The 21,212-nt window shown below is 61.7% G+C and carries 17 protein-coding genes; 13 read left to right on the plus strand and 4 right to left on the minus strand.

The window, feature by feature from the left end:
- Nucleotides 1-76: 76 nt before the first annotated feature.
- The gene (locus FGF54_RS23605; protein WP_059758536.1) at nucleotides 77-763 is read right to left on the minus strand and encodes a TetR/AcrR family transcriptional regulator; all 687 of its coding nucleotides are present in this window, start codon (nucleotides 761-763) and stop codon (nucleotides 77-79) included.
- 160 nt (nucleotides 764-923) lie between these two features.
- Here FGF54_RS23605 and FGF54_RS23610 point away from each other — a divergent pair, with 160 nt between their 5' ends.
- The 11 genes from FGF54_RS23610 (at nucleotide 924) to FGF54_RS23665 (ending at nucleotide 16,722) form a co-directional block, all read left to right on the plus strand.
- A complete protein-coding gene (locus FGF54_RS23610) occupies nucleotides 924-2,138 on the plus strand; it encodes an HlyD family secretion protein (RefSeq protein ID WP_142781347.1) in 1,215 nt (404 codons plus the stop codon).
- A gap of 34 nt (nucleotides 2,139-2,172) precedes the next feature.
- Nucleotides 2,173-3,756 carry a DHA2 family efflux MFS transporter permease subunit gene (locus FGF54_RS23615; protein WP_065656357.1) on the plus strand — a complete coding sequence of 528 codons (1,584 nt, stop codon included), beginning with the start codon at nucleotides 2,173-2,175 and terminating at the stop codon, nucleotides 3,754-3,756.
- Nucleotides 3,757-4,096: 340 nt separating this feature from the next.
- The gene (locus FGF54_RS23620) at nucleotides 4,097-5,119 is read left to right on the plus strand and encodes a LacI family DNA-binding transcriptional regulator (protein ID WP_142781348.1); all 1,023 of its coding nucleotides are present in this window, start codon (nucleotides 4,097-4,099) and stop codon (nucleotides 5,117-5,119) included.
- A 110-nt stretch (nucleotides 5,120-5,229) separates the two neighbouring features.
- Entirely contained in the window at nucleotides 5,230-6,684 is a 1,455-nt protein-coding gene (gene xylB, locus FGF54_RS23625) for a xylulokinase (protein ID WP_142781625.1), read from the plus strand.
- A gap of 232 nt (nucleotides 6,685-6,916) precedes the next feature.
- Complete coding sequence (gene xylA, locus FGF54_RS23635; protein WP_065656360.1) at nucleotides 6,917-8,227, plus strand: xylose isomerase; 1,311 nt, start codon at nucleotides 6,917-6,919, stop codon at nucleotides 8,225-8,227.
- 741 nt (nucleotides 8,228-8,968) lie between these two features.
- The gene (locus FGF54_RS23640) at nucleotides 8,969-10,348 is read left to right on the plus strand and encodes a GH1 family beta-glucosidase (RefSeq protein WP_142781349.1); all 1,380 of its coding nucleotides are present in this window, start codon (nucleotides 8,969-8,971) and stop codon (nucleotides 10,346-10,348) included.
- A gap of 368 nt (nucleotides 10,349-10,716) precedes the next feature.
- Nucleotides 10,717-11,346 carry an NAD(P)H-dependent oxidoreductase gene (locus FGF54_RS23645; RefSeq protein WP_142781350.1) on the plus strand — a complete coding sequence of 210 codons (630 nt, stop codon included), beginning with the start codon at nucleotides 10,717-10,719 and terminating at the stop codon, nucleotides 11,344-11,346.
- A 368-nt stretch (nucleotides 11,347-11,714) separates the two neighbouring features.
- Nucleotides 11,715-12,755 (plus strand): methionine ABC transporter ATP-binding protein, encoded by a 1,041-nt coding sequence (locus FGF54_RS23650; protein WP_080857906.1) that lies wholly within the window; start codon nucleotides 11,715-11,717, stop codon nucleotides 12,753-12,755.
- Nucleotides 12,745-13,413: a methionine ABC transporter permease gene (locus FGF54_RS23655; protein ID WP_004433403.1), complete on the plus strand. Its 669-nt coding sequence runs from the start codon at nucleotides 12,745-12,747 to the stop codon at nucleotides 13,411-13,413. The genes FGF54_RS23650 and FGF54_RS23655 overlap by 11 nt, the downstream gene beginning before the upstream one ends.
- Before the next feature lie 33 nt (nucleotides 13,414-13,446).
- Nucleotides 13,447-14,226 carry a MetQ/NlpA family ABC transporter substrate-binding protein gene (locus FGF54_RS23660; RefSeq protein ID WP_004433407.1) on the plus strand — a complete coding sequence of 260 codons (780 nt, stop codon included), beginning with the start codon at nucleotides 13,447-13,449 and terminating at the stop codon, nucleotides 14,224-14,226.
- A gap of 252 nt (nucleotides 14,227-14,478) precedes the next feature.
- Nucleotides 14,479-16,722: an EAL domain-containing protein gene (locus tag FGF54_RS23665; protein ID WP_168208226.1), complete on the plus strand. Its 2,244-nt coding sequence runs from the start codon at nucleotides 14,479-14,481 to the stop codon at nucleotides 16,720-16,722.
- A 131-nt stretch (nucleotides 16,723-16,853) separates the two neighbouring features.
- Here the strand turns inward: FGF54_RS23665 and FGF54_RS23670 are convergent, their stop codons facing one another.
- The 3 genes from FGF54_RS23670 to FGF54_RS23680 all read right to left on the minus strand — a co-directional run bounded on the left by FGF54_RS23670 (nucleotide 16,854) and on the right by FGF54_RS23680 (nucleotide 19,471).
- A complete protein-coding gene (locus tag FGF54_RS23670; protein ID WP_142781352.1) occupies nucleotides 16,854-17,798 on the minus strand; it encodes a rhodanese-related sulfurtransferase in 945 nt (314 codons plus the stop codon).
- A gap of 292 nt (nucleotides 17,799-18,090) precedes the next feature.
- Complete coding sequence (locus FGF54_RS23675) at nucleotides 18,091-18,999, minus strand: CHAD domain-containing protein (RefSeq protein ID WP_142781353.1); 909 nt, start codon at nucleotides 18,997-18,999, stop codon at nucleotides 18,091-18,093.
- Complete coding sequence (locus tag FGF54_RS23680) at nucleotides 18,983-19,471, minus strand: CYTH domain-containing protein (protein ID WP_065655372.1); 489 nt, start codon at nucleotides 19,469-19,471, stop codon at nucleotides 18,983-18,985. The genes FGF54_RS23675 and FGF54_RS23680 overlap by 17 nt, the downstream gene beginning before the upstream one ends.
- Before the next feature lie 171 nt (nucleotides 19,472-19,642).
- Here FGF54_RS23680 and FGF54_RS23685 point away from each other — a divergent pair, with 171 nt between their 5' ends.
- Together FGF54_RS23685 and FGF54_RS23690 are read left to right on the plus strand one after the other, a co-directional pair.
- A complete protein-coding gene (locus FGF54_RS23685) occupies nucleotides 19,643-20,281 on the plus strand; it encodes a 2-dehydro-3-deoxy-phosphogluconate aldolase (RefSeq protein WP_142781354.1) in 639 nt (212 codons plus the stop codon).
- Nucleotides 20,282-20,389: 108 nt separating this feature from the next.
- On the plus strand, nucleotides 20,390-21,085 hold the full coding sequence (locus FGF54_RS23690) for a tellurite resistance TerB family protein (RefSeq protein ID WP_142781355.1): 696 nt from the start codon (nucleotides 20,390-20,392) through the stop codon (nucleotides 21,083-21,085).
- The last annotated feature ends 127 nt before the right edge of the window (nucleotides 21,086-21,212 follow it).

Below are 21,212 nucleotides of genomic sequence, written 5' to 3' on the forward strand. Positions count from 1 at the left end.
CGTCCGGGAATGCGCCAGAACAAAGAGTTAGAGTGTTTTCGCGATTCGGAGAAAAGCGAAAAAACTCTAAATGATTTCAGGCCTTGTCGGTTCCGTAGGCGGCCATGAATACCTTGATGGCGCTGGCGATCACCCGGTCCAGTTCTTCTTCCGGAACCGGGCCTTCTATCTCTCCGAACAGGCGCAGCTTGAAGAAGGTGCCGGTGGAAAGCTCGATATATTGCCGGGCGGCCAGCTCCACGTCATCGACCTTCAGATGGCCGAGCGCGACATGGTGCTCGATGAAATCCTGAAGCACGGTGCGGACATTGTTGGGTGCGGCGATGAAGAAGCGCTGCGCCAGCTTCGGCATGCGGTCAATGACGCCGATGACCGAGCGCATGGCCGGGATCATCTCCGAGCAGATCATCTTGTTGGCGAAGGCCTTGCCGAATTGTCTCAGCCCGTCGCGCACCTCTTCGGTGCCGGCCAGAATATTGCGCATGGAGGTGGCGAATTCCTGCCGGTGGTGATCGACCAGCGCCGCGAACAGATCCTCCTTGTTGGAGAAATAGACATAGATCGTGCCCTTGGAAACGCCCGCCTCGCGCGTGATGTCGTTCATACTGGCCGCATCGAAACCCTTGCGCTTGAACACACGCCAGGCGCCCGCCAGAATCTGCTCGCGTTTGGCCGGGTCTTCACCCGCCGCAAAACGCCCGGCGGCATTGCCCGGACAGCCCGTTTCCGTTTCCGTCTCCATATCCCTGTCTTCACCTGCCATCGCTACCGTCTCTTAGCATCGCAATGGCGTAAAAAAAATTAACCGAACGTCGAACCAATCGGTTCGATAACACTTGATATGTGTCAGGAAAGAGATTATGTCAATCGAACCGAACGGTTCAGTTCGAAAAACTTTCTTCAATTTATCACGGTAAGCTCCCATGTCGGCCCAGAAGAATAGCGCGGTTCGCGCCGTCAACGATGCGGAAGAGGCGGATATCTCCGCCAAGGCCGAGACCTCTCCGGCAAAGCCGGCTGAGGCCGCGCCGCCGCAGCAGCCCCAGACCATTGCGGCGCCGAAGCAGAAGAAGCGTTCCAAGCTTCTGCCGGTCATCGCGGTTGCCCTTCTCGCCGGCGCCGGCTGGTACGGTTACAACTGGTGGGTCGACGGCCGCTTCATGGTGTCGACGGACGACGCCTATATAGAAGGGGATATCGCCGTCATCGCACCGAAGGTTTCGGGCTATGTCGCCAAGGTGAACGTGGTCGAGAACCAGGAAGTCAAGGCGGGCGATCCGCTGGTGACGCTGGACGACGGCGATTATCGCATCGCGCTCGATCAGGCCGAAGCCCAGATCCGCACCGAAGAACTGTCGCTGAAGCGCATCGATGCGCAGATCGTCGGCGGCGAAGCTTCGCTGGAACAGGCCGTCGCCCAGAAGGGTGCGCTGGATGCCGCCCTTCGCGGTGCCGAAATCACCCAGAAGCGCGCCAGCGAGCTGCAGGCGAAGGATGTCGGCACGGTTGCCGCTTCCGACAATGCGCAGGTCGCGCTCGATCAGGCCAGGGCGAATGTCGTGGCCGGCGATGCCGCCATCTCGTCGGCCAAGGCCAATGTGGAACTCCTGCGCGCCCAGCGCGAGGAAGCCGAAAGCACGATCCGTTCGCTGCAGCTTTCCCGCGACAAGGCCGCCCGCGATCTTTCCTTCACGGTTCTGAAGGCGCCCTATGACGGCGTCATCGGCAATCTGGCGGTTCAGAACGGCGATCTGGTTTCGGTCGGCAAGCGTCTGGCTTCGCTGGTGCCGATGAACGAGCTTTATATCGACGCCAATTTCAAGGAAACGCAGCTTGCCCGCGTCGTGCCCGGTTCGAAGGTGCGCGTGCATGTCGACGCCTTTGACGATGCGACGATCGAGGGCACGGTGCAGTCGATTTCGCCCGGCTCGGGCTCGGTCTTCTCCATGCTGCCGCCGGAAAATGCGACAGGCAACTTCACCAAGGTCATCCAGCGTGTGCCGGTTCGTATCGTCTTCTCAAAGGAAGACCTTGCAAAGCACAATCTGCGCGCCGGCCTCAGCGTCGTTGTCGATGTCGATACCCGCACGGCGACGGAAGGCACCAGAACGGCGCAAGTTAACCCGGAAGCCAAGTAAGGCGCATCGCTGATGCGCCGTTGAGGTCAAGATCATGGCGGCTACGGTTGTCGGTACGGGCGGGGCGTCCATCCCCGCCGATCCCCCGATGGACAGGCGCAGGCTCATCGCCTTCTTCGCGATGGTCTTCGGCATGTTCATGTCCATCCTCGACATTCAGATCGTCTCCGCCTCGCTGGCGGAAATCCAGGCGGGTCTCGGCGCGGGTTCCGATGAGATCGCCTGGGTGCAGACCTCCTATCTGATCGCCGAAGTCATCATGATCCCGCTGTCGGGCACGCTGGCGCGCATTCTCTCCACGCGCGTGCTCTTCGCCACCTGCGCGGCCGGCTTCACCATATCGAGCGCGCTCTGCGCCACAGCCACCAATATCGACCAGATGATCGTCTACCGCGCGATCCAGGGCTTTATCGGCGGCGGCATGATCCCCTCCGTCTTCGCCGCCGCCTTCACGATCTTCCCGCCCTCGAAGCGTTCGGTCGTGTCACCAATCATCGGTCTCGTCGCCACGCTTGCGCCCACCATCGGCCCGACGGTCGGCGGTTATCTCTCCAATGCTTTTTCCTGGCACTGGCTGTTCCTCGTCAACATCATCCCCGGCATCATCGTCACCATCCTCACCTGGAGCCTGATCGATTTCGACAAGCCGGAAAAGTCGCTGTGGAAGAAGTTCGACTGGTGGGGGCTGATCTCCATGGCCGTCTTCCTCGGCTCGCTGGAATATGTGCTTGAAGAGGGCAACAACAAGGACTGGTTCAACGACGAGCATATCGTCATGGGAACGGTCGCCATGGTCATCGGCGCGGCCGTGTTCTTCTGGCGCGCCTTCAAGGTGGAATTCCCTGTCGTCGATATCCGCGCCTTCGCCGACCGCAACTTCTCCATCGGCTCGCTTTTCTCCTTCGTCATGGGCATCGGGCTATACGGGCTGACCTATCTTTACCCGCTCTATCTCGGCCGGGTGCGTGGTTACGATGCGCTGATGATCGGCGAGACCATGTTCGTCTCCGGTCTCGCCATGTTCTTCACCGCGCCGATTGCCGGCAAGGTCTCCACCAAGCTCGATCCGCGGGCGATGATGGCCATCGGCTTCATCAGCTTCGGCTGCGGCACATGGATTATGACGCATGTGACGACCGACTGGGATTTCTACGAGCTGCTGATCCCGCAGATCCTGCGCGGTTTCGGCCTGATGATGTGCATGGTGCCGATCAACAACATCGCGCTCGGCACCCTGCCGCCGGCCCGCATCCGCAATGCGTCCGGCCTGTTCAACCTCACCCGTAACCTCGGCGGCGCGGTCGGTCTTGCCATCATCAACACCATGCTGTCGCAGCGCACGGACGACCATTATGTGCGGCTGGCCGAACATGTAAGCTATTCCAACCCGCAGGCGCTGGAATGGCTGAACAGTGTCGGCGCCAACTACGATTCCTACGGGCTGGACGGCGCGTCCGTCGCCGTCAAGAAACTGGTTGGCATGGTCTCGCAGCAGGCATGGATATTGGCCTTCGCGGATGTGTTCTTCGCGCTGACACTGTTGTTCTCGAGCCTGATCTTCATGACCGTGCTGATCCAGAAACCCAAGGCAGCGCCGCCGCCAGACGCGGCGCACTAACAAGAATCCCCTCCCATCCACCGCAGAGCTGGGGCCGTCGGAAATGACGGCCCCTTTTTTGTTTTGAATATGGAGCGAGCGAGGGCGGCATATTTCTTCTCCCCGCCGGGGAGAAGTCCGCGGCAGCGGGATGAGGGGGCGAGGGTAGAGATATTCGGAGAGCTTGCCCCCTCATCCGACCCTTCGGGCCACCTTCTCCCCCTCGGGGAGAAGAAACGCGCGGCACCGTTTCGCGAAGAGCCACCAACCCGACACCGCTTTCCGCGAAATATGAGGTACGTACATCATTTTTCAGTTTACCTCGACTGCAAAGCTGGATATGCAAGGGGAGGGAGGTGCCATGAAGCCGACAGTTCACGATATCGCCGAGCGGGCGGGCGTCAGCCTCGCCACCATCGACCGGGTGCTGAACATGCGCCCCGGCGTGCATGCGGCAACGCGGGCACGGGTGGAGGCGGCCATTGCCGAGCTTGGTTATGTGCGCGATATCGCGGCCGCCAATCTGGCCAAGGGCCGCAATTATTCGCTGGTCTTCATCCTGCCGGGCAATGACAATTCCTTCATGGCGACGTTGCGCGCCGAAGTGCGGGCCGCAGCGGCACGGGCGCATCTGGAGCGCACGGCGATCCGCGTCATCGAGGTGCCGCCCTTCAATGCTTCCGCGCTGACGGAGGCTCTGGAAGTCGCGCGGCGGGAAAATCCCTCGGGCGTCGCCTTCGTCGCCACCGATTCCGAAGATGTGGCGGAAGCCGCCGACCGGCTCACCGAAGACGGCATCGCCACGGTGACGCTGGTGTCCGATCTTTCCGGTTCGCGGCGGGATCATTATGCCGGTGTGGACAACGTCGCGGCCGGGCGCACGGCGGCGAGCCTGATGGGACGTTTTCTCTCCGGGCGCGGCGGCGATGTCGCGGTTGTCGCCGGCTCCATGCTGGTGCGCGACCATCGCGAACGTCTGGAAGGATTTCGCGCCGTCATCGAGACCGAGTTTCCGCAATTGCGGCTGCTGCCGGTGCTGGAGGGCAGGGACGATCCGCTCACCGTCGAGACGCTGGTGCGCAAGGCGCTCGGCAATGCCGAGCTGTCAGGCATCTACAGCCTCGGCGCGGGCAATCGCGGCCTCATCCGGGCGCTTGGCGCGGCAGAGGGCGAAAGAGCGCTTTCGGTCATCGCCCATGAACTGACGGAAAACACCGCCAATGCGCTGCGGGAAGGGCTGCTGGACGCCGTGCTCAACCAGGATGCCGGCCACGAAGTACGCAGCGCCATCCGCGTGTTGAAGGCGCGGGCCGACGGTCTGCCCGTCATCGCCGCGCAGGAACGTATCCGTATCGACATATTCCTCAGGGACAATCTTCCCTGATGAGAGCATTTCCAGGAAAAGTGGCCGCCGGTTTTCCGTCCGGAAATGCGTCTACTTTTTTTTAAAAAAAAGCTGAAAGCGGCGCATGGCGCGCCGGAATGGAGAAATACATGTATCTCGGTCTCGATCTTGGCACATCCGGCGTCAAAGCCCTGCTGATGGACGGCGATCAGAAAATCATCGGCTCGGCCAACGGCTCGCTGGACGTTTCGCGCCCGCATCACGGCTGGTCGGAACAGGACCCGGCCGACTGGATTGCCGCGACGAAAACCGCCGTTGCCGGCCTGAAGCAGAAGTTTCCGAAGGAGCTTGCCGCCGTCAAGGGCATCGGCCTTTCCGGCCAGATGCATGGCGCGACGCTGATCGACGCGGCCGGCAAGGTGCTGCGCCCCTGCATCCTGTGGAACGACACGCGCTCCCATTCCGAGGCCGCCGCGCTGGATGCCGATCCGCGTTTCCGCAGGATCACCGGCAATATCGTTTTCCCCGGCTTCACCGCGCCGAAACTTGCCTGGGTGGCGAAGAATGAACCTGAAATCTTCGCGAAAGTGGCCAAGGTGCTGCTGCCGAAGGATTATCTGCGTCTGTGGCTGACGGGAGACTATATCTCCGAAATGTCCGATTCCGCCGGCACCTCCTGGCTCGATACCGGCGCGCGCAAATGGTCTTCCGAGCTTCTTGCCGCCACCGGGCTGGATGAAAAACACATGCCCTCGCTGGTGGAAGGCACGGATGAGGCGGGCGTGCTGCGCGCCGAACTTGGCTCCGAATGGGGCATTTCCGGCCGCACCGTCGTTGCCGGCGGCGCGGGAGACAATGCCGCTTCCGCCTGCGGCATGGGCACGGTGAAGGAAGGCCACGCCTTCGTATCGCTCGGCACATCCGGCGTGCTTTTTGCCGCCAATGCATCTTACCTGCCGAAGCCGGAAAGCGCCGTGCATGCCTTCTGCCACGCGCTGCCCAATACCTGGCACCAGATGGGCGTCATCCTCTCCGCCACCGATGCGTTGAACTGGTATTCGCGCCTCACCGGCCAATCCGCCGCCGATCTGACCGGCGAGTTGGGCGAAACGCTGCTTGCGCCGACCGGCGTCACCTTCGCGCCCTATCTCTCTGGCGAGCGCACCCCGCACAACGACGCCGCCATCCGCGGCTCCTTCATCGGCCTTTCGCATGAAAGCGACCGCAAGGCGCTGACCCAGGCGGTGCTGGAAGGCGTGACTTTCGCGATCCGTGACAATCTCGAAGCGCTGAAGTCGGCCGGCACGTCCATCTCCCGCGTCACCGCCATCGGCGGCGGCTCGCGCTCGGCCTATTGGCTGGCCTCCATCGCTACCTCGCTCGGCGTGCCCGTCGATATTCCGGCCGAGGGCGATTTCGGCGCCGCTTTCGGCGCGGCCCGCCTCGGCCTCATCGCCGCGACCGGGGCCGATCCGGTGGCGGTCTGCGCGCAGCCGGAAACGGCGCGGACCATCGAGCCGGTGGCGGCGCTGGCCGGCGCCTATGAGGAGGCTTACCGGCGCTATCATGCGCTTTATCCGGCTATTCGGGCGCTTTCGCATTGAGACACGGTGTGTGCGGCTTCACCCCCCTCTGCCCTGCCGGGCATCTCCCCCTCAAGGGGGGAGATCGACAAGCGGCTACATCTCGTCCTCATGCGAGGTCGAGTATGGAGCGATAGATAGTGTCCTGCTGATCTCCCCCCTGGAGGGGGAGATGTCCGGCAGGACAGAGGGGGGTGAGCCACGCCCTCCAACCTATACCGAACACCATCTAAACCCACCAAGGAGGATCACCATGAGCACAGGTTTCTTCGGCGATATTGCCAAGATCAAATATGAAGGCCCCGACAGCACCAACCCGCTGGCCTTCCGTCATTACAACCCCGACGAAATCGTCGCCGGCAAGCGCATGGAAGATCACCTGCGTTTTGCGGTGGCCTATTGGCACACCTTCACATGGCCGGGCGGCGATCCCTTCGGCGGCCAGACCTTCCTGCGCCCATGGTTCGAAGATACGATGCAGGCGGCGAAACTGAAGGCGGATGTGGCTTTCGAATTCTTCTCGCTGCTCGGTTCGCCGTTCTACTGCTTCCACGACGCCGATGTGCGCCCGGAAGGCCGGAACTTTGCGGAGAATACGAAGAACCTCAACGAGATCGTTGATTATTTTGCCCAAAAGCAGGCCGATACCGGCGTGAAGCTTCTGTGGGGCACGGCGAACCTCTTCTCCAACCGTCGCTTCATGTCGGGTGCGGCGACCAATCCCGACCCGGATGTTTTCGCTTTCTCCGCCGCGACCGTGAAGACCTGCATGGACGCCACCAAGAAGCTCGGCGGCGCGAACTATGTTCTGTGGGGCGGCCGTGAAGGTTACGAGACCCTGCTCAACACCGATCTGTCGCGTGAACTCGACCAGCTCGGCCGCTTCCTCAATCTGGTGGTGGAATATAAATACAAGATCGGCTTCGAAGGCACGATCCTGATCGAGCCGAAGCCGCAGGAGCCGACCAAGCACCAGTATGACTACGACGTCGCCACCGTTTACGCCTTCCTGCAGAAGAACGGTCTGGAAAAGGAAGTGAAGGTCAATATCGAGCAGGGCCACGCCATTCTCGCTGGCCACTCCTTCGAACACGAACTGGCCATGGCCAATGCCTTCGGCATTTTCGGCTCCATCGACATGAATCGTAACGACTACCAGTCGGGCTGGGATACCGACCAGTTCCCCAACAACGTGCCGGAAATGGCGCTCGCTTATTACCATGTTCTGGCCGGTGGCGGTTTCAAGAACGGCGGCACCAACTTCGATTCCAAGCTGCGCCGTCAGTCGCTCGATCCGCAGGACCTGCTGATCGGCCATATTGGCGGCATGGATTGCTGCGCCCGCGGCCTGAAGGCGGCGGCGAAGATGATCGAGGACGGCGCGCTGTCGAAGCCGCTTGCGGAGCGTTACGCCAAATGGGATTCGGCTGAAGCCCAGAAGATGCTGCGCGGCGAGCTGAAGCTGGAAGAGATTGCCGCCCTGGTGGAGCGCGAGGATATCAATCCCGAGCCGAAGTCCGGCCGTCAGGAATATCTCGAAAACGTGGTCAATCGTTACGTTTGACGGGTTGGAGGGGGTGACGGCAACGTTGCCCCCTCATCGCCTCGCTTCGCTCCGGCACTTCTCCCCGGCGGGGAGAAGAACAAGCAGGGTGCTCTTTGCCCAAAGCGACCTCTCCTGAGAATATGCTGCGGTCACAGCACATTTCTTCTCCCCGGCCGGGGGGAAGGTGGCCCGAAGGGCCGGATGAGGGGCGCGCTCGCCATTTCTTCCCAAAGGCGAGGACAACTCCGCGCCACCCCTCCTTCCTTTTCAGTCACTTCCGAAAAAATCCGTCCTCTTCCATCCCCGTCACCCTCTTTGGCGACATCATTCCTCCCGCAACCGGAACGGAAGGGCGATACGCGCGGCGCCTTTTGCGAACCGGCTGCCGGCATCGACAAGCATGGTTCTGGCAGACCGTGTTTCAGAGAGGCGTCCCGCACGGCCAGAGGCGGGAAGGGCTGATCGGATAGATGTCGTTAAAAAGCTGTAAGTGAGAGGCCGTGATTATGGTCTCTATAATGCGGCCCGGTGCATGCAAATACTTCCACCACTACCTATTCCACCCGCATTCACCGGGCCTGCCTTCCACGCCGCCGGCCAAGCGCCGCGGCGACGTTTGCGCATGCAAAGCGCTTTGGACTTGTTAACCGCGCGCCTGAAACGTTGTAGATTCCGCCGAGTCCGACTGTACCTCGCAAGCGACATGGTCTAAACCGCTGCTGATCTTTTCACACCCGATGGACGACAAGGGCCTCTTCGATGACCGATCCCAAAACGCTTGCAGCCCGTTTCCCCGGCGACTTCCTGTTCGGCGTCGCGACTGCCTCGTTCCAGATCGAAGGTTCCACCAAGGCGGACGGTCGCAAGCCCTCCATCTGGGATGCCTTCTGCAATATGCCGGGCCACGTCTTCGAGCGTCACAATGGCGATATTGCCTGCGATCATTATAATCGCTGGGAGCAGGATCTCGATCTCATCAAGGACATGGGCGTCGAGGCCTATCGTTTCTCCATCGCCTGGCCGCGCATCATTCCGGATGGTTTCGGGCCGATCAACGAGAAGGGGTTGGATTTTTACGACCGCCTCGTCGATGGCTGCAAGGCGCGCGGCATCAAGACCTATGCGACGCTTTACCATTGGGACCTGCCGCTGACGCTGATGGGCGACGGCGGCTGGGCCTCGCGCTCCACCGCGCACGCCTTCCAGCGATACGCCAAGACCGTGATGGCTCGTCTGGGTGACCGGCTGGATGCGGTGGCGACCTTCAACGAACCCTGGTGCGCGGTGTGGCTCAGCCATCTCTATGGTATCCATGCGCCGGGCGAGCGCAACATGGAGGCAGCCCTTGCCGCTATGCATCACATCAATCTCGCCCATGGTTTCGGCGTGGAAGCCTCTCGCCATGTCGCGCCGAAAGTGCCGGTGGGGCTGGTGCTGAATGCCCACTCCGTCATCCCGGCTTCCGATAGCGACGCTGACCTCAAGGCCGCCGAACGGGCCTTCCAGTTCCACAACGGTGCGTTTTTTGATCCGGTCTTCAAGGGCGAATATCCGGCCGAGATGATGGAGGCGCTGGGAAGCCGCATGCCGGTGGTGGAGGCTGAAGACCTTTCCATCATCAGCCAGAAGCTAGACTGGTGGGGTCTGAATTATTACACGCCGATGCGCGTTGCCGACGATGCGACACCGGGCGCGGAATTCCCTGCCACCCATCCGGCCCCCGCCATCAGCGATGTGACGACCGATATCGGCTGGGAGGTCTATGCCCCGGCGCTCCAGTCGCTGGTGGAGACGCTCTACAAGCGTTACGACCTGCCGGATTGCTACATCACCGAAAACGGCGCCTGCTATAATATGGGCGTCGAAAACGGCGAGGTGGATGACCAGCCGCGTCTCGACTATTACGCCGAACACCTCGATATCGTCGCCGATCTCATCCGCGACGGTTATCCGATGCGCGGTTATTTCGCCTGGAGCCTGATGGATAATTTCGAATGGGCCGAGGGTTACCGCATGCGCTTCGGTCTCGTGCATGTGGATTACGACACGCAGGTGCGGACGCTGAAGAACAGCGGCAAATGGTACAGCGCGCTGGCTTCGGGCTTTCCGAAGGGGAACCATGGTCTGGCGAAGCCGTAACGGTCACCTCCCTCATCCCTGTGCTCGTCACAGGGATCCAGCCAGCCCAAGTCCTTGGGCTGAAAAGAGTCTTTCCGCCACGCAGACGCGTGTCGGCTGGATTCCTGTGACAAGCACAGGAATGAGGGTTGGGGGACGGCCGTGCATGAACTTTACGCGCCGCATCCGGTAGCAGGCGACGTGTCAGCGCCCGTCGCAATAAAGTTCTCCCACCTTATTATCAGTTTTCCAAACTTTTTTATCGGTTACCCGGCGGTGCCTGCTTGCGCCCGCCATCCTGCCTCCTATGTCAGACGGGCTACGAAGGCGTAGCACCCGTTCTGGCGTCCAAGGGGCAGGGCGGGATGGTCCTCCCAGGGAAAACGAACATGCTTATCGAGAAACTCAACTGGCGTTACGCCACCAAGAAAATGGATCCTTCCAAGGCCGTGTCGGAAGACAAGGTCGAGCGCATTGTCGAGGCGGCGCGGCTTGCGCCTACCTCCAGCGGCCTGCAGCCCTTCGAAGTGATCGTCGTTACCGATCCGGAAGTCCGCGCCAAGATCCGCGAGATCGCCTGGAACCAGGCGCAGGTGACCGACGGTTCGCATCTGCTGGTCTTTGCAGCATGGGACAATTACACCGAAGAGCGGATCAACCACATGTTCGATCTGGTCAACGAAGAACGCGGCATCAAGAATGAGGGCTGGGAAGCCTATCGCCAGATGCTGCTTTCCACCTATCCGCAACGCGAGCAGCATGTGAATTTCGAACACGCCGCCCGTCAGGCCTATATCGGCTTCGGCATGGCCGTGGCGCAGGCCGCTTTCGAGGGCGTGGATTCCACCCCGATGGAAGGCTTCGACCCGGCAAAGCTCGATGAAATCCTCGGCCTGCGCGAAAAGGGCCTGCGCTCCGTCACCATCCTGCCGCTCGGTTATCGTCAGCCGGATGGCGACTGGCTGGTGAACCTGAAAAAGGTCCGCCGCCCGCTCGAGGAATTCACCAGCCGCGTGTGATTTTCATATCGTCGCGAAATCTTGACTGCCGCAGGGCCGCCTTGGCGGCTTTGCGGTAGATTTTTCCTCTCTTTTCAGATAATTGAAAAAACATCCCTGTTAAAAGGTGGCGTGTGCGGGCAAGTATGCGCCATCGAATTGCCGATCCCCGGCATTTCTGAGTGAAAGCCTGACGAAATGACCCGGAAAATCAGCTGTCATCGAATGTGCCCGAAGGCTGCATGAAGAGAGCGGTTCAGCACCGCAACAGGATTTTTTGAGACCCGATCCGTCACGCATTCCCAGAGTTTACAATGAGTTTTCCATCCAGCGCGGCATCCCCCGCGCGCCAAGAACAGGCGGTCCCTGAAGGGTCGGCAAAGGAGCCTATGGTCACGTTTGAAGGCGTGACCAAGACCTTTGGCGGCGCCGGCGGCAAGCCCGGTTTCGCAGCCCTTGCCGGTATCGACTACGTCGTGCCGAAAGGCTCCATCACCGGCATTATCGGCCGCTCCGGTGCGGGCAAATCCACGCTCATCCGCCTCGCCAACGGCCTTGAAAAGCCCTCGACTGGCCGCGTGGTCGTCGATGGCGTCGATGTCGCGGCGCTCGATGAAAAGAGCCTGCGCACGCTGCGCCGTTCCGTCGGCATGATCTTCCAGCATTTCAATCTCCTCTCCTCGCGCACCGCTTTCGATAATGTGGCCCTGCCGCTCGAAATCGCCGGCATGGGCAAGAAGGAGATCGAAACGCGCGTTGCGCCGCTGCTCGATCTCGTCGGGCTCTCCGACAAGGCCAATCGTTATCCGGCGGAACTCTCCGGCGGCCAGAAGCAGCGTGTCGGCATCGCCCGTGCGCTCGCCACCCAGCCGAAGCTGCTCCTTTCCGACGAGGCGACATCCGCGCTCGATCCGGAAACGACGCAATCCATTCTTGAACTGCTGAAGCGCATCAATGCCGAGCTGGGGCTCACCGTGCTGCTCATAACCCACGAGATGGAGGTGGTGAAGACCATCGCCTCGCAGGTGGCGGTCATCGACAGGGGCCTGATCGTGGAAGAAGGCACGACCTTCGATATCTTCACCGCGCCGAAACACGAGACGACCCGCAGCCTGCTGTCGTCCTCGGTCGGCGTGAAGCTGCCGCATTGGGTCACTTCGGGCCTGAAACCGCAGGCGGCGGAAGGCGACCGTGTTCTGGTGCGCCTGGTGTTTTTCGGCGAGACGGCCTTCCAGCCGCTGACGGCGCGCCTTGTCGCCGAAATCGGCCCGGACGTGAACATCCTTGCCGGCACCATCGAGGAAATTTCCGGCCAGCCCTTCGGCTCGCTGGTCGTCTCCTATCCGGCCTCGGCGGATGTCACCGCCCGCGCCAATCGCTTTTATGCTGAGACCGGTCTTCACACGGAGGTGCTCGGTTATGTCGCCTGATATGCTGTTCAGCCTTCTTTCCAAGGGCCTGTTGCAGACGCTGCACATGGTCGCCGTTGCCGGCATCGTCGGCTCGCTGATCGGCGTGCCCATGGGTGTTTTCCTTGCCACCAGCGGCAAGGGCGAGCTGTTTCCGGCGCCGATGACCAACCGGATCCTCGGCCTCGTCGTGAACGCCGCGCGCTCCACGCCCTTCATCATTCTGGTGGTGGCGATCATTCCCTTCACCCGCCTCGTCGCCGGCACTTCCATCGGCACCAGCGCGGCCATCGTGCCGCTGACGGTCGCAACCGTACCCTTCATCGCAAGGCTGGTGGAAGCGGCGATCCGCGAGGTGGACAAGGGCCTGATCGAGGCCGCCCGCGCCATGGGCGCCACGCCGCTGCAGATCGTCACCAAGGTGCTTCTGGCCGAAGCCAAGCCCGGCATCACGCTGGCGCTGACGCTCACGCTGGTCAGCCTCATCGGTTATTCGGCCATGGTCGGCGCGGTCGGCGGCGGCGGGCTGGGCGATCTCGGCATCCGCTACGGTTACCAGCGCTTCATGCCGGATGTGATGCTGGTCGTGGTTCTGGTGCTGATCGTGCTGGTGCAGCTGGTGCAGAGCGCCGGCGACAGGCTGGCCCGCAGCTTCGACAAGCGGACCCGGAAGAATTAACTGCGTTTATAATAACAACCCAAGGAGACACCCATGAAGAAACTCATTCTCGCGGCTTCGCTCGCCGCTCTCTTCACCGCCGGTCAGGCGCTGGCCGAGACCATCAAGATCGGCGTAACCCCCGCCGAGCATGCGCAGATCATGGAGCAGGTGAAGAAGATCGCTGCCGCCAAGGGTCTCGATATCGATATCGTCGAATTCTCCGACTATGTCGTGCCGAACCAGGCGCTGGCCGATGGCGAGCTGCAGGCCAACTCCTTCCAGCACCAGCCTTACCTCGACAACCAGATCGCTGACCGCAAGTTCGATCTCGTCAGCGTCGGCACCACCATCACCACCCCGATGGGCGTTTATTCGAAGAAGGTGAAGAACCTCGACGAGCTGAAGGACGGCGCAACCGTCGGCATTCCGAACGACCCGACCAATGGCGGCCGCGCGCTGCTGGTTCTCGCTTCCAAGGGCGTGCTCAAGGTCAAGGAAGAGGCCGGCCTCAAGGTAACGCCTGCCGACATCACCGAAAACCCGAAGAACATCCAGATCGTCGAGCTCGACGCCGCCCAGCTGCCGCGCTCGCTTGACGATACCGACGCTTCGGTCATCAACACCAACTATGCGACGGCTGCCGGCCTGAACCCGAAGAAGGACGCCATCGCCATCGAAAGCGAAAAGTCCCCTTACGCGAACGTCATCGCCGTTCGTGCGCAGGACAAGGACAAGCCGTGGGTGAAGACGCTGGTTGAATCCTACCAGAGCCCGGAAGTGAAGGCCTTCATTCTGGAAAAGTACAACGGCACGGTCATCCCGTCCTGGTAAGCCGCTCCAGCACTAGATCAGACCGGTATTTAAGGCGAAAACCGCTTACACTTTTCGCCATCCCGGTCTAAAAAAATCACGACCTCTCCCGTTCGCGGGGGAGGTTTTTTCTTTTCCGGACGGACGCAAATCCGCCTTCCATGAAAAACCCGGGGCATTTTAGGGAAGGATTTTTCAGCGCCTCTGCCAGACTGTCGTTTTATACCCGTAGTTTTTTGGGGCGGGGCCACAATGCGGCTTAACCGCTTTTGAATGTTTCCTTCGGAAGATGATGCTTTCGAAGGGGATTTTATGCGGATTGCGCCGCGCAACATTGGGGACTATTTGCCGGTCGGGCGCAGAACCGCCGTGGGCGTCGTATTGTCCACCTTCGCACTGGTGCTTATCATCGTCACCGCGCTGGTTTTATCCGCCTTGAGCCAGGTTCGGGAAAAGGCCAACCTGCTTGACAATGCCCGTTCGCGCGAAACGACGGCGGGCGCCCTCGTCACTTTTCGCGAACAGCTCGGCGCGACGCTGAACGACTACGCCGCCTGGGACGATGCCGCCGAATATGTCTATGCCCCTGATCGTTTCGACTGGGTGGCAAGCAATTACGGCGAGATGACGGTCAATAACGATCTCTTCGATACGGCCGTGGTCATCGATGAGGACGGCAAGGTCCGCATGGCCTATCAGGACGGCAAGCCGGTGGCATGGAAGCCGGACGCCTATTTTGCCGGCGGTCTCAGGGAAATGATCGAGCGCGTGCGCTCCATACGTCCGGGCATCACCTCGCAGGTGACCGGTTTCGTCAAGACCGGCGATGGCGTCGCCGCCGCGGGGGTTGCGCTTGTGCGGCTGAAGTCCGGGGCGCTGCCGCCGGTCAGTGCGGAGCGGCGTTATCTGGTTTTCGCCCGTCATCTCAAGCAGGCGACGGTGGACAAGCTTGCCCGCAATTACGTCATCGACGGTCTGGAACTGCAATATGGCGACGGGCCTGCCGCCAACCATGTGGATATCGTCAATCCGCTGGGGGAGGTGCTGGCGCGGCTCGTCTGGCGCTCGCACCTGCCGGGAGATGTCAGCTTTCATGAGGCGCGTCCGGTCGTCTTTACCGCGCTTGGCATTGCCGGCACGTTTTTTCTGGTGCTGCTCATCATCGGTTCGGCCACGCTCGACCGCCTGAAGGCGGATGAGGCAGCGGCGCGGGAGGAGGCGCTGCGCGACCGGCTGAGCGGGCTCAGCAACCGCGCCGGGCTCTTCGCCAGGCTGAACCGCATGGTCGACAGGGGCCGCCATGACAAGACGGATATCAAGCTGCTCTATCTCGATCTCGACGGTTTTAAGGAAATCAACGATTCCTACGGCCATGCCGCCGGCGACCGGCTGATCAAGGGCGTGGCGGCGGCGCTGAGAGTGCTGGTGCCGGAAGGCGCGGTGCTGGCGCGGCTCGGCGGCGACGAATTCGCCATCGCCATTCAGGGCAACGACGTCTGGGCCGAAGGCCGCAAACTGTGTCTGGCGCTTCTTGAGCTCTTTACCGAGCCTTTCAGCATCGGTGAAAGGGTGGCGAGCATCGGCTGCAGCATCGGCACCTCGGTTTCCCGCGCCGGCGATATCAATGGCGAGGAGTTGCTGCGGCGTGCCGATATGGCCATGTATCAGGCCAAGGAGAACGGACGCGGGCGTTACGTTTCCTATGAGCTGAAGATGGATGCGCTGCGCGAGGAAAAGCTGCAGCTCGAAGCCGATCTTCGCTCCGCCATTCTGAACGACGAGATACAGGTGGTCTATCAGCCGGTCGTCAGCGCCGCCACGCGCTGTATTACCGGGGTGGAGGCGCTGGCCCGCTGGCAGCGGCCGGGATATGGCTTCGTGCCGCCGGATATCTTCATTGCCGCTGCCGAAACCAGCGGCCTTATTGACCGGCTCGGCCTTCTCGTCCTGCACAAGGCCTGCGAGACGGCGCAGCAATGGCCGTCCATCAAGCTCTCGGTGAATATTTCTCCCGTGCAGTTCCGCAATCCGGCCTTCTCCGGCCATGTGGCCGATATTCTCGACGCGACGCAGACGCCGCCCGAAAGGCTGCGGCTGGAAATGACGGAAGGTTATTTCATCCAGCATCCGGAACGGGCGAGTGCGGCCATCGACAAGCTGAAGCAGCTTGGCCTGCATATAGCGCTCGACGATTTCGGCGCCGGCTTCGCCAGCGTCGGTTATCTGCGCCGCTTCGGTTTCGACCGCATGAAGATCGACCGTTCGCTGATCATGGCGCTCGACAAGGGCGGCCGGTCGCTGGAAATGCTGCAGGCCACCGTGGCGCTGGCAAAGTCGCTCGATATTCCGGTGACGGCTGAAGGCGTGGAAACGGAAGAGCAGGCGGCCATCCTGCATCTGTGCGGCTGCGATGAGTTGCAGGGTTACCTGTTCTCGAAACCGGTCGCGGCGGAAGAGATCACCGCCATGCTGGACGGGCAGGACGCGCCGCTCTTTGCGTTGCGGGCAGGGGCGTGAGGCTGATTACTTCCACCCATTCTTGATCACCTGAAGGTGCGGCCCATTTCTTCTCCCCGACGGCGAGAAGAAACACGCGGCGCCCGCTCAAACAAACCCCAACCGTTATGCAGTCCGATAGCCGACGGGGATTACCGCCCCAGATGCCGCTCGCCGCGCTTCTTTGCCAGTTCGATCTGCTGCTGCCGGTCGCGGAAACGCTGGCGATCCTCTTCGCTGCGGTCATCGTAGCAGCTCGGGCAGGACACGCCTTCCTCGAATTTGGGGGATAGGCGCACTTCCGGCGTAATCGGGTTGCGGCAGGCGTGGCAGAGCTGGTGGTCGCCTTCGGCAAGGCCGTGCACCACCGAGACGCGCTCGTCGAAGACGAAGCAGGCGCCTTCCCACAGGCTTTCTTCTTCCGGCACTTCTTCCAGATATTTCAGGATGCCGCCCTTGAGGTGATAGACCTCGTCGAAACCCTGTTCCTTCATGAAGGCGGTGGCCTTTTCGCAGCGAATGCCGCCGGTGCAATACATGGCGATCTTCGGCTTGTTGTGCAGGCCGGGATTGTTCTTCACCCAGTCGGGAAATTCGCGGAAGGTTTTCGTCTGCGGATCGACCGCACCCTTGAAGATACCGATGGCGGTCTCATAATCGTTGCGGGTGTCGATGACGATCGTATCCGGATCGGAGATCAGCTCGTTCCAGTCGCGCGGGTCGACATAGGTGCCGACGATGCGGTTCGGATCGATATCCGGCACGCCCATGGTAACGATCTCTTTCTTGAGCTTCACCTTCAGCCGCACGAAAGGCATGTGCGAAGCGCGGCTTTCCTTGTGCTCCAGCGCGGCGAATTCCGGCTGGGCGCGCAGGAAGGAGAGCACGGCGTGGATGCCCGCATCCGGCCCGGCAATGGTGCCGTTAATACCTTCGGCAGCAAGCAGCAGCGTGCCCTTGACGCCGTTTTCCTGGCAGAGCGCAAACAACGGCTCGCGCAGGCTCTCGAACCGCGGCAGGCGGGCGAAATGATAAAGCGCGGCCACAAGGAAATCACCAGAGACTTCCGGGCGGGGGAGAATGGTCGTGTCGGTCATGGGCGCTGAAATACAGCGACGGCGGCCGCAAAGCAATATTTATCGGCGGGTTCGGGTATTTTGAAAATCGTCAAATCGGGAGGATTTGCGGGCTTCCTGTCACTTCTGCTGCCGTGTGCAGGCAACGGGATGTCGCAATGCCGCCTCCGTCATTCCGGCCTTGAGCCGGAATCCAGCCGACGCGCGTCTGCGCGGCGGGACAAGTCTTTTCAGCCCAAGGACTTGGGCTGGCTGGATTCCGGCTCAAGGCCGGAATGACGGAGGTGAGCGAGCGCCGAAAGTGGCGTTTGGGCTATTTCGCCGCCTGCCGCCACAACAGGCCGACGATGCGGCTTTCGGTGCGGGCGGATTCGGAAAATACCTCGTTTGCCAGCGCAAGGCCTTCCGTGCGCAGCGCCTGCTGCCTCTCGATGATCGCGTCGAGCAGCAGGGCCAGCCGCTCGCCATTGCCGAAACGCTCCGGTTCGCGGTCGGCGACGGCTGCAAGAACCGAGAGATCGTGCTCGTGGCCGAGAATATCCACCAGCCGCTTGGTATCGGCCCGCTTGGCGCGCATGGCGGAGGGCCAGAGCCGGCGCATCAGGCCAAGATGCATCCAATAAGCCTGCCCGGACTTGCGCAATTCATGGAAATGCTCGGCGTCGGCCTGCTTATGGCAATCGGCGAGCGCCTTGCGCGCCCTTTTTCTCTGTTTCGCCCAGGCGCTTTTCAGCAGCCGGGCGGTGTCTTTCAACTCATCCGGCAGGGACAGGTCCTCGAGCTTCTGGCGCGCTTCCCCGCAGCCGGCAATGGCGGCGGCAATGGCCTCGTCGAGACCGGCCTCGTGTTCTATGGCGTCGTCGCGGCGCGCGCGCAGCATCGCGGTGATCGAGCGCAGCGCTTCGCCCTGCGCATCGGAACGCGCGAAGGCCTCGAGATATTCCGCTGTTTCCACCAGCGCCGTCGCATCGCGCGCAAAGGCGAGGGAGCGGGCGATATCGCGAATACGGGCGTTTTCTTCGCGGCCGAAATCCGGCGCCGCCTTGCGGATGAGGCGATAGAGGGCGCGCAGCCGCTTGAACCGCTTGCGGGCGTCGTGCACGGCCTCGTGCGACCCGGACGGCTGGTCGCGAAGGATCGTGACCGTATCGTCGATCAGCTCCAGCCCCGCCCGACGGATTTCATTGTCGAAGGGCTTTTTCGGGTCAATTCTGAAGGGCATCCGGCAAGTCTCCGTTCGGACAGTCCATGGCGAGCGACTGGTTGGAGAAGCGCTTGTCTCCGGTGACTTCCCTGCCCAGCCAGGACGGCAGATCGGGATCGGCATTCTCGTCGTTCATTTCCACTTCCGCCACCACCAGCCCGTGATATTTCCCTTCGAAAACATCCACTTCCCAGGTGAAGCCGCCATGATCGACGGTGTGGCGGGTTTTTTCGATCACCACGCCCGGCGCGCTCGCCATCAGCTCTTCGGCGTCCTTGAGGGGGATGGAATATTCATATTCGTCGCGGACAAGCGCGCTTGCGCCGATCTTGATGGTCAGGGTCGCATCGCGCTGGTCGACGATCCTGACCCGGACCGAGCGGTTTTCCATCGAGGCGACATATGCCTGCCGGAAAGCCATGCTATGCGTGACCTCATTGCGCCATTCACCGCCTGCAACAAGAAACTTCCGTTCAATTTCCTTGGCCATGCTGTCTCCGCGAACTGGGGCGCCAGATTATCGCAATATGATAGTGCGATGAAGCGAATTGATTGAAGTATCTGGATAAAAATGCGGCTGGCGCGCCTCGACATGAAAGCCGAGGCAGGCTAATCGGTAGACGGAATTTCAATCGTTTCAATTGCGCAAGGGAGGCTCATCTTGGCCCAGGACTCCGAAAAACTGCTCTCCATCCTCAAGCTCCAGCCGGTCGTGCCGGTGCTGATCGTGGATGATGCCGCTTCCGCCGTGCCGCTTGCGCGCGCTTTGGTCGCAGGCGGCCTGAAGGCAATCGAGATCACCATGCGCACACCGGCGGCGCTCGATGCCATCCGCGCAGTTGCGGCGGAAGTGGAGGGCGCGAATGTCGGCGCCGGCACCATTCTCAATGCGAAGGATTTCGAAGCGGCCGCCGAAGCAGGCTCCACCTTCATCGTCAGCCCCGGCATCAATAAAAGCGTGCTGGAAGCCGCACGCGGTTCGAAGGTGCCGCTGCTTCCGGGGGCTGCCACCGCCAGCGAAGTCATGGCGCTGCGCGACGAGGGTTACAAGGTGCTGAAGTTCTTCCCGGCCGAACAGGCCGGCGGCGCACCCTACCTCAAGGCGCTGTCCTCGCCGCTCGCCGGCACGGTCTTCTGCCCGACCGGCAGCGTGTCGCTCAAGAACGCCAATGATTACCTCTCCCTGCCGAACGTCGTCTGCGTCGGCGGCTCCTGGGTTGCCCCGCGCGAACTGGTGGCGACGGGTGACTGGGCGGGCATTACCAAGCTTGCCGCCGAAGCCGCCGCACTGCGCGCCTGATTTGCATTCTGTCAAACCCGTTCACGAAGGCGTGAGCGGGTTTGACATTTGTATTCGGCCCACGGCTTCCTATCTCCCCTGTAGATTTGACCTCTACAGGAGATTTTGATGTTCGACGCCAAGAAGCTTCTTGAACAATTCCTCGGCTCGCAGGTGCCGGGCCTTTCGGGAAGCGTCCGTGACAGAGCCGGGCAGGCCGCCGATATCGCCAAGAACAATCCTCTGAAGGCCGGCGCGCTCGCCGCCGCCATTCTGGGCACCAAGACCGGCCGCAAGCTCGCCGGCAATGTCGCCACCATCGGCGGCGTGGCCGCCATCGCCGGTCTCGGTTACCTCGCCTACAAGAATTACAAGTCCGGCCAGGCGCCTGAAGCCGCGCCGAAACCCGAGCCGGAGCTTCTCGCCCCGCCCGCCGATTCCGCCTTCCATCCGCAATCGCCCGCCCTTTCCAATGATTTTGCGCTGAAGCTCATCCAGGCGATGATCGCCGCCGCCAGGGCGGACGGCCATATCGATGAGAAGGAGCGCGCCAACATCATGGACAAGGTGCAGGTCTCCGGTCTCGATAGCGAAGCCGAGCGGTTCCTCGAAAAGGAACTGGCCGATCCGCTCGACATCGACGCGCTGGTGGCTGCTGCCCGCACGGAAGAGCAGAAGGTGGAGCTTTACACCGCCTCGCGGCTTGCCATCGAGGCCGATACGCGGGCGGAGCGGGGCTATCTCGATCTTCTGGCCGGGCGGCTTGGGCTGCCGGATGCGCTGGTGGACCATATCGAGGCGACGGTGGTGGCGGCGAAGGTTTGAGGTTAGCCTCGGCGGGCGCGGTTCACCCCCCTCTGCCCTGCCGGGCATCTCCCCCTCAAGGGGGGAGATCGGCAGGAGGCGCTACCACCACTTCATTCGCAAACGTTGAGAGAGGCGAGAAATAGCC

It is taken from the genome of Agrobacterium sp. T29, assembly GCF_006970545.1.
Lineage (GTDB): Bacteria > Pseudomonadota > Alphaproteobacteria > Rhizobiales > Rhizobiaceae > Agrobacterium > Agrobacterium leguminum.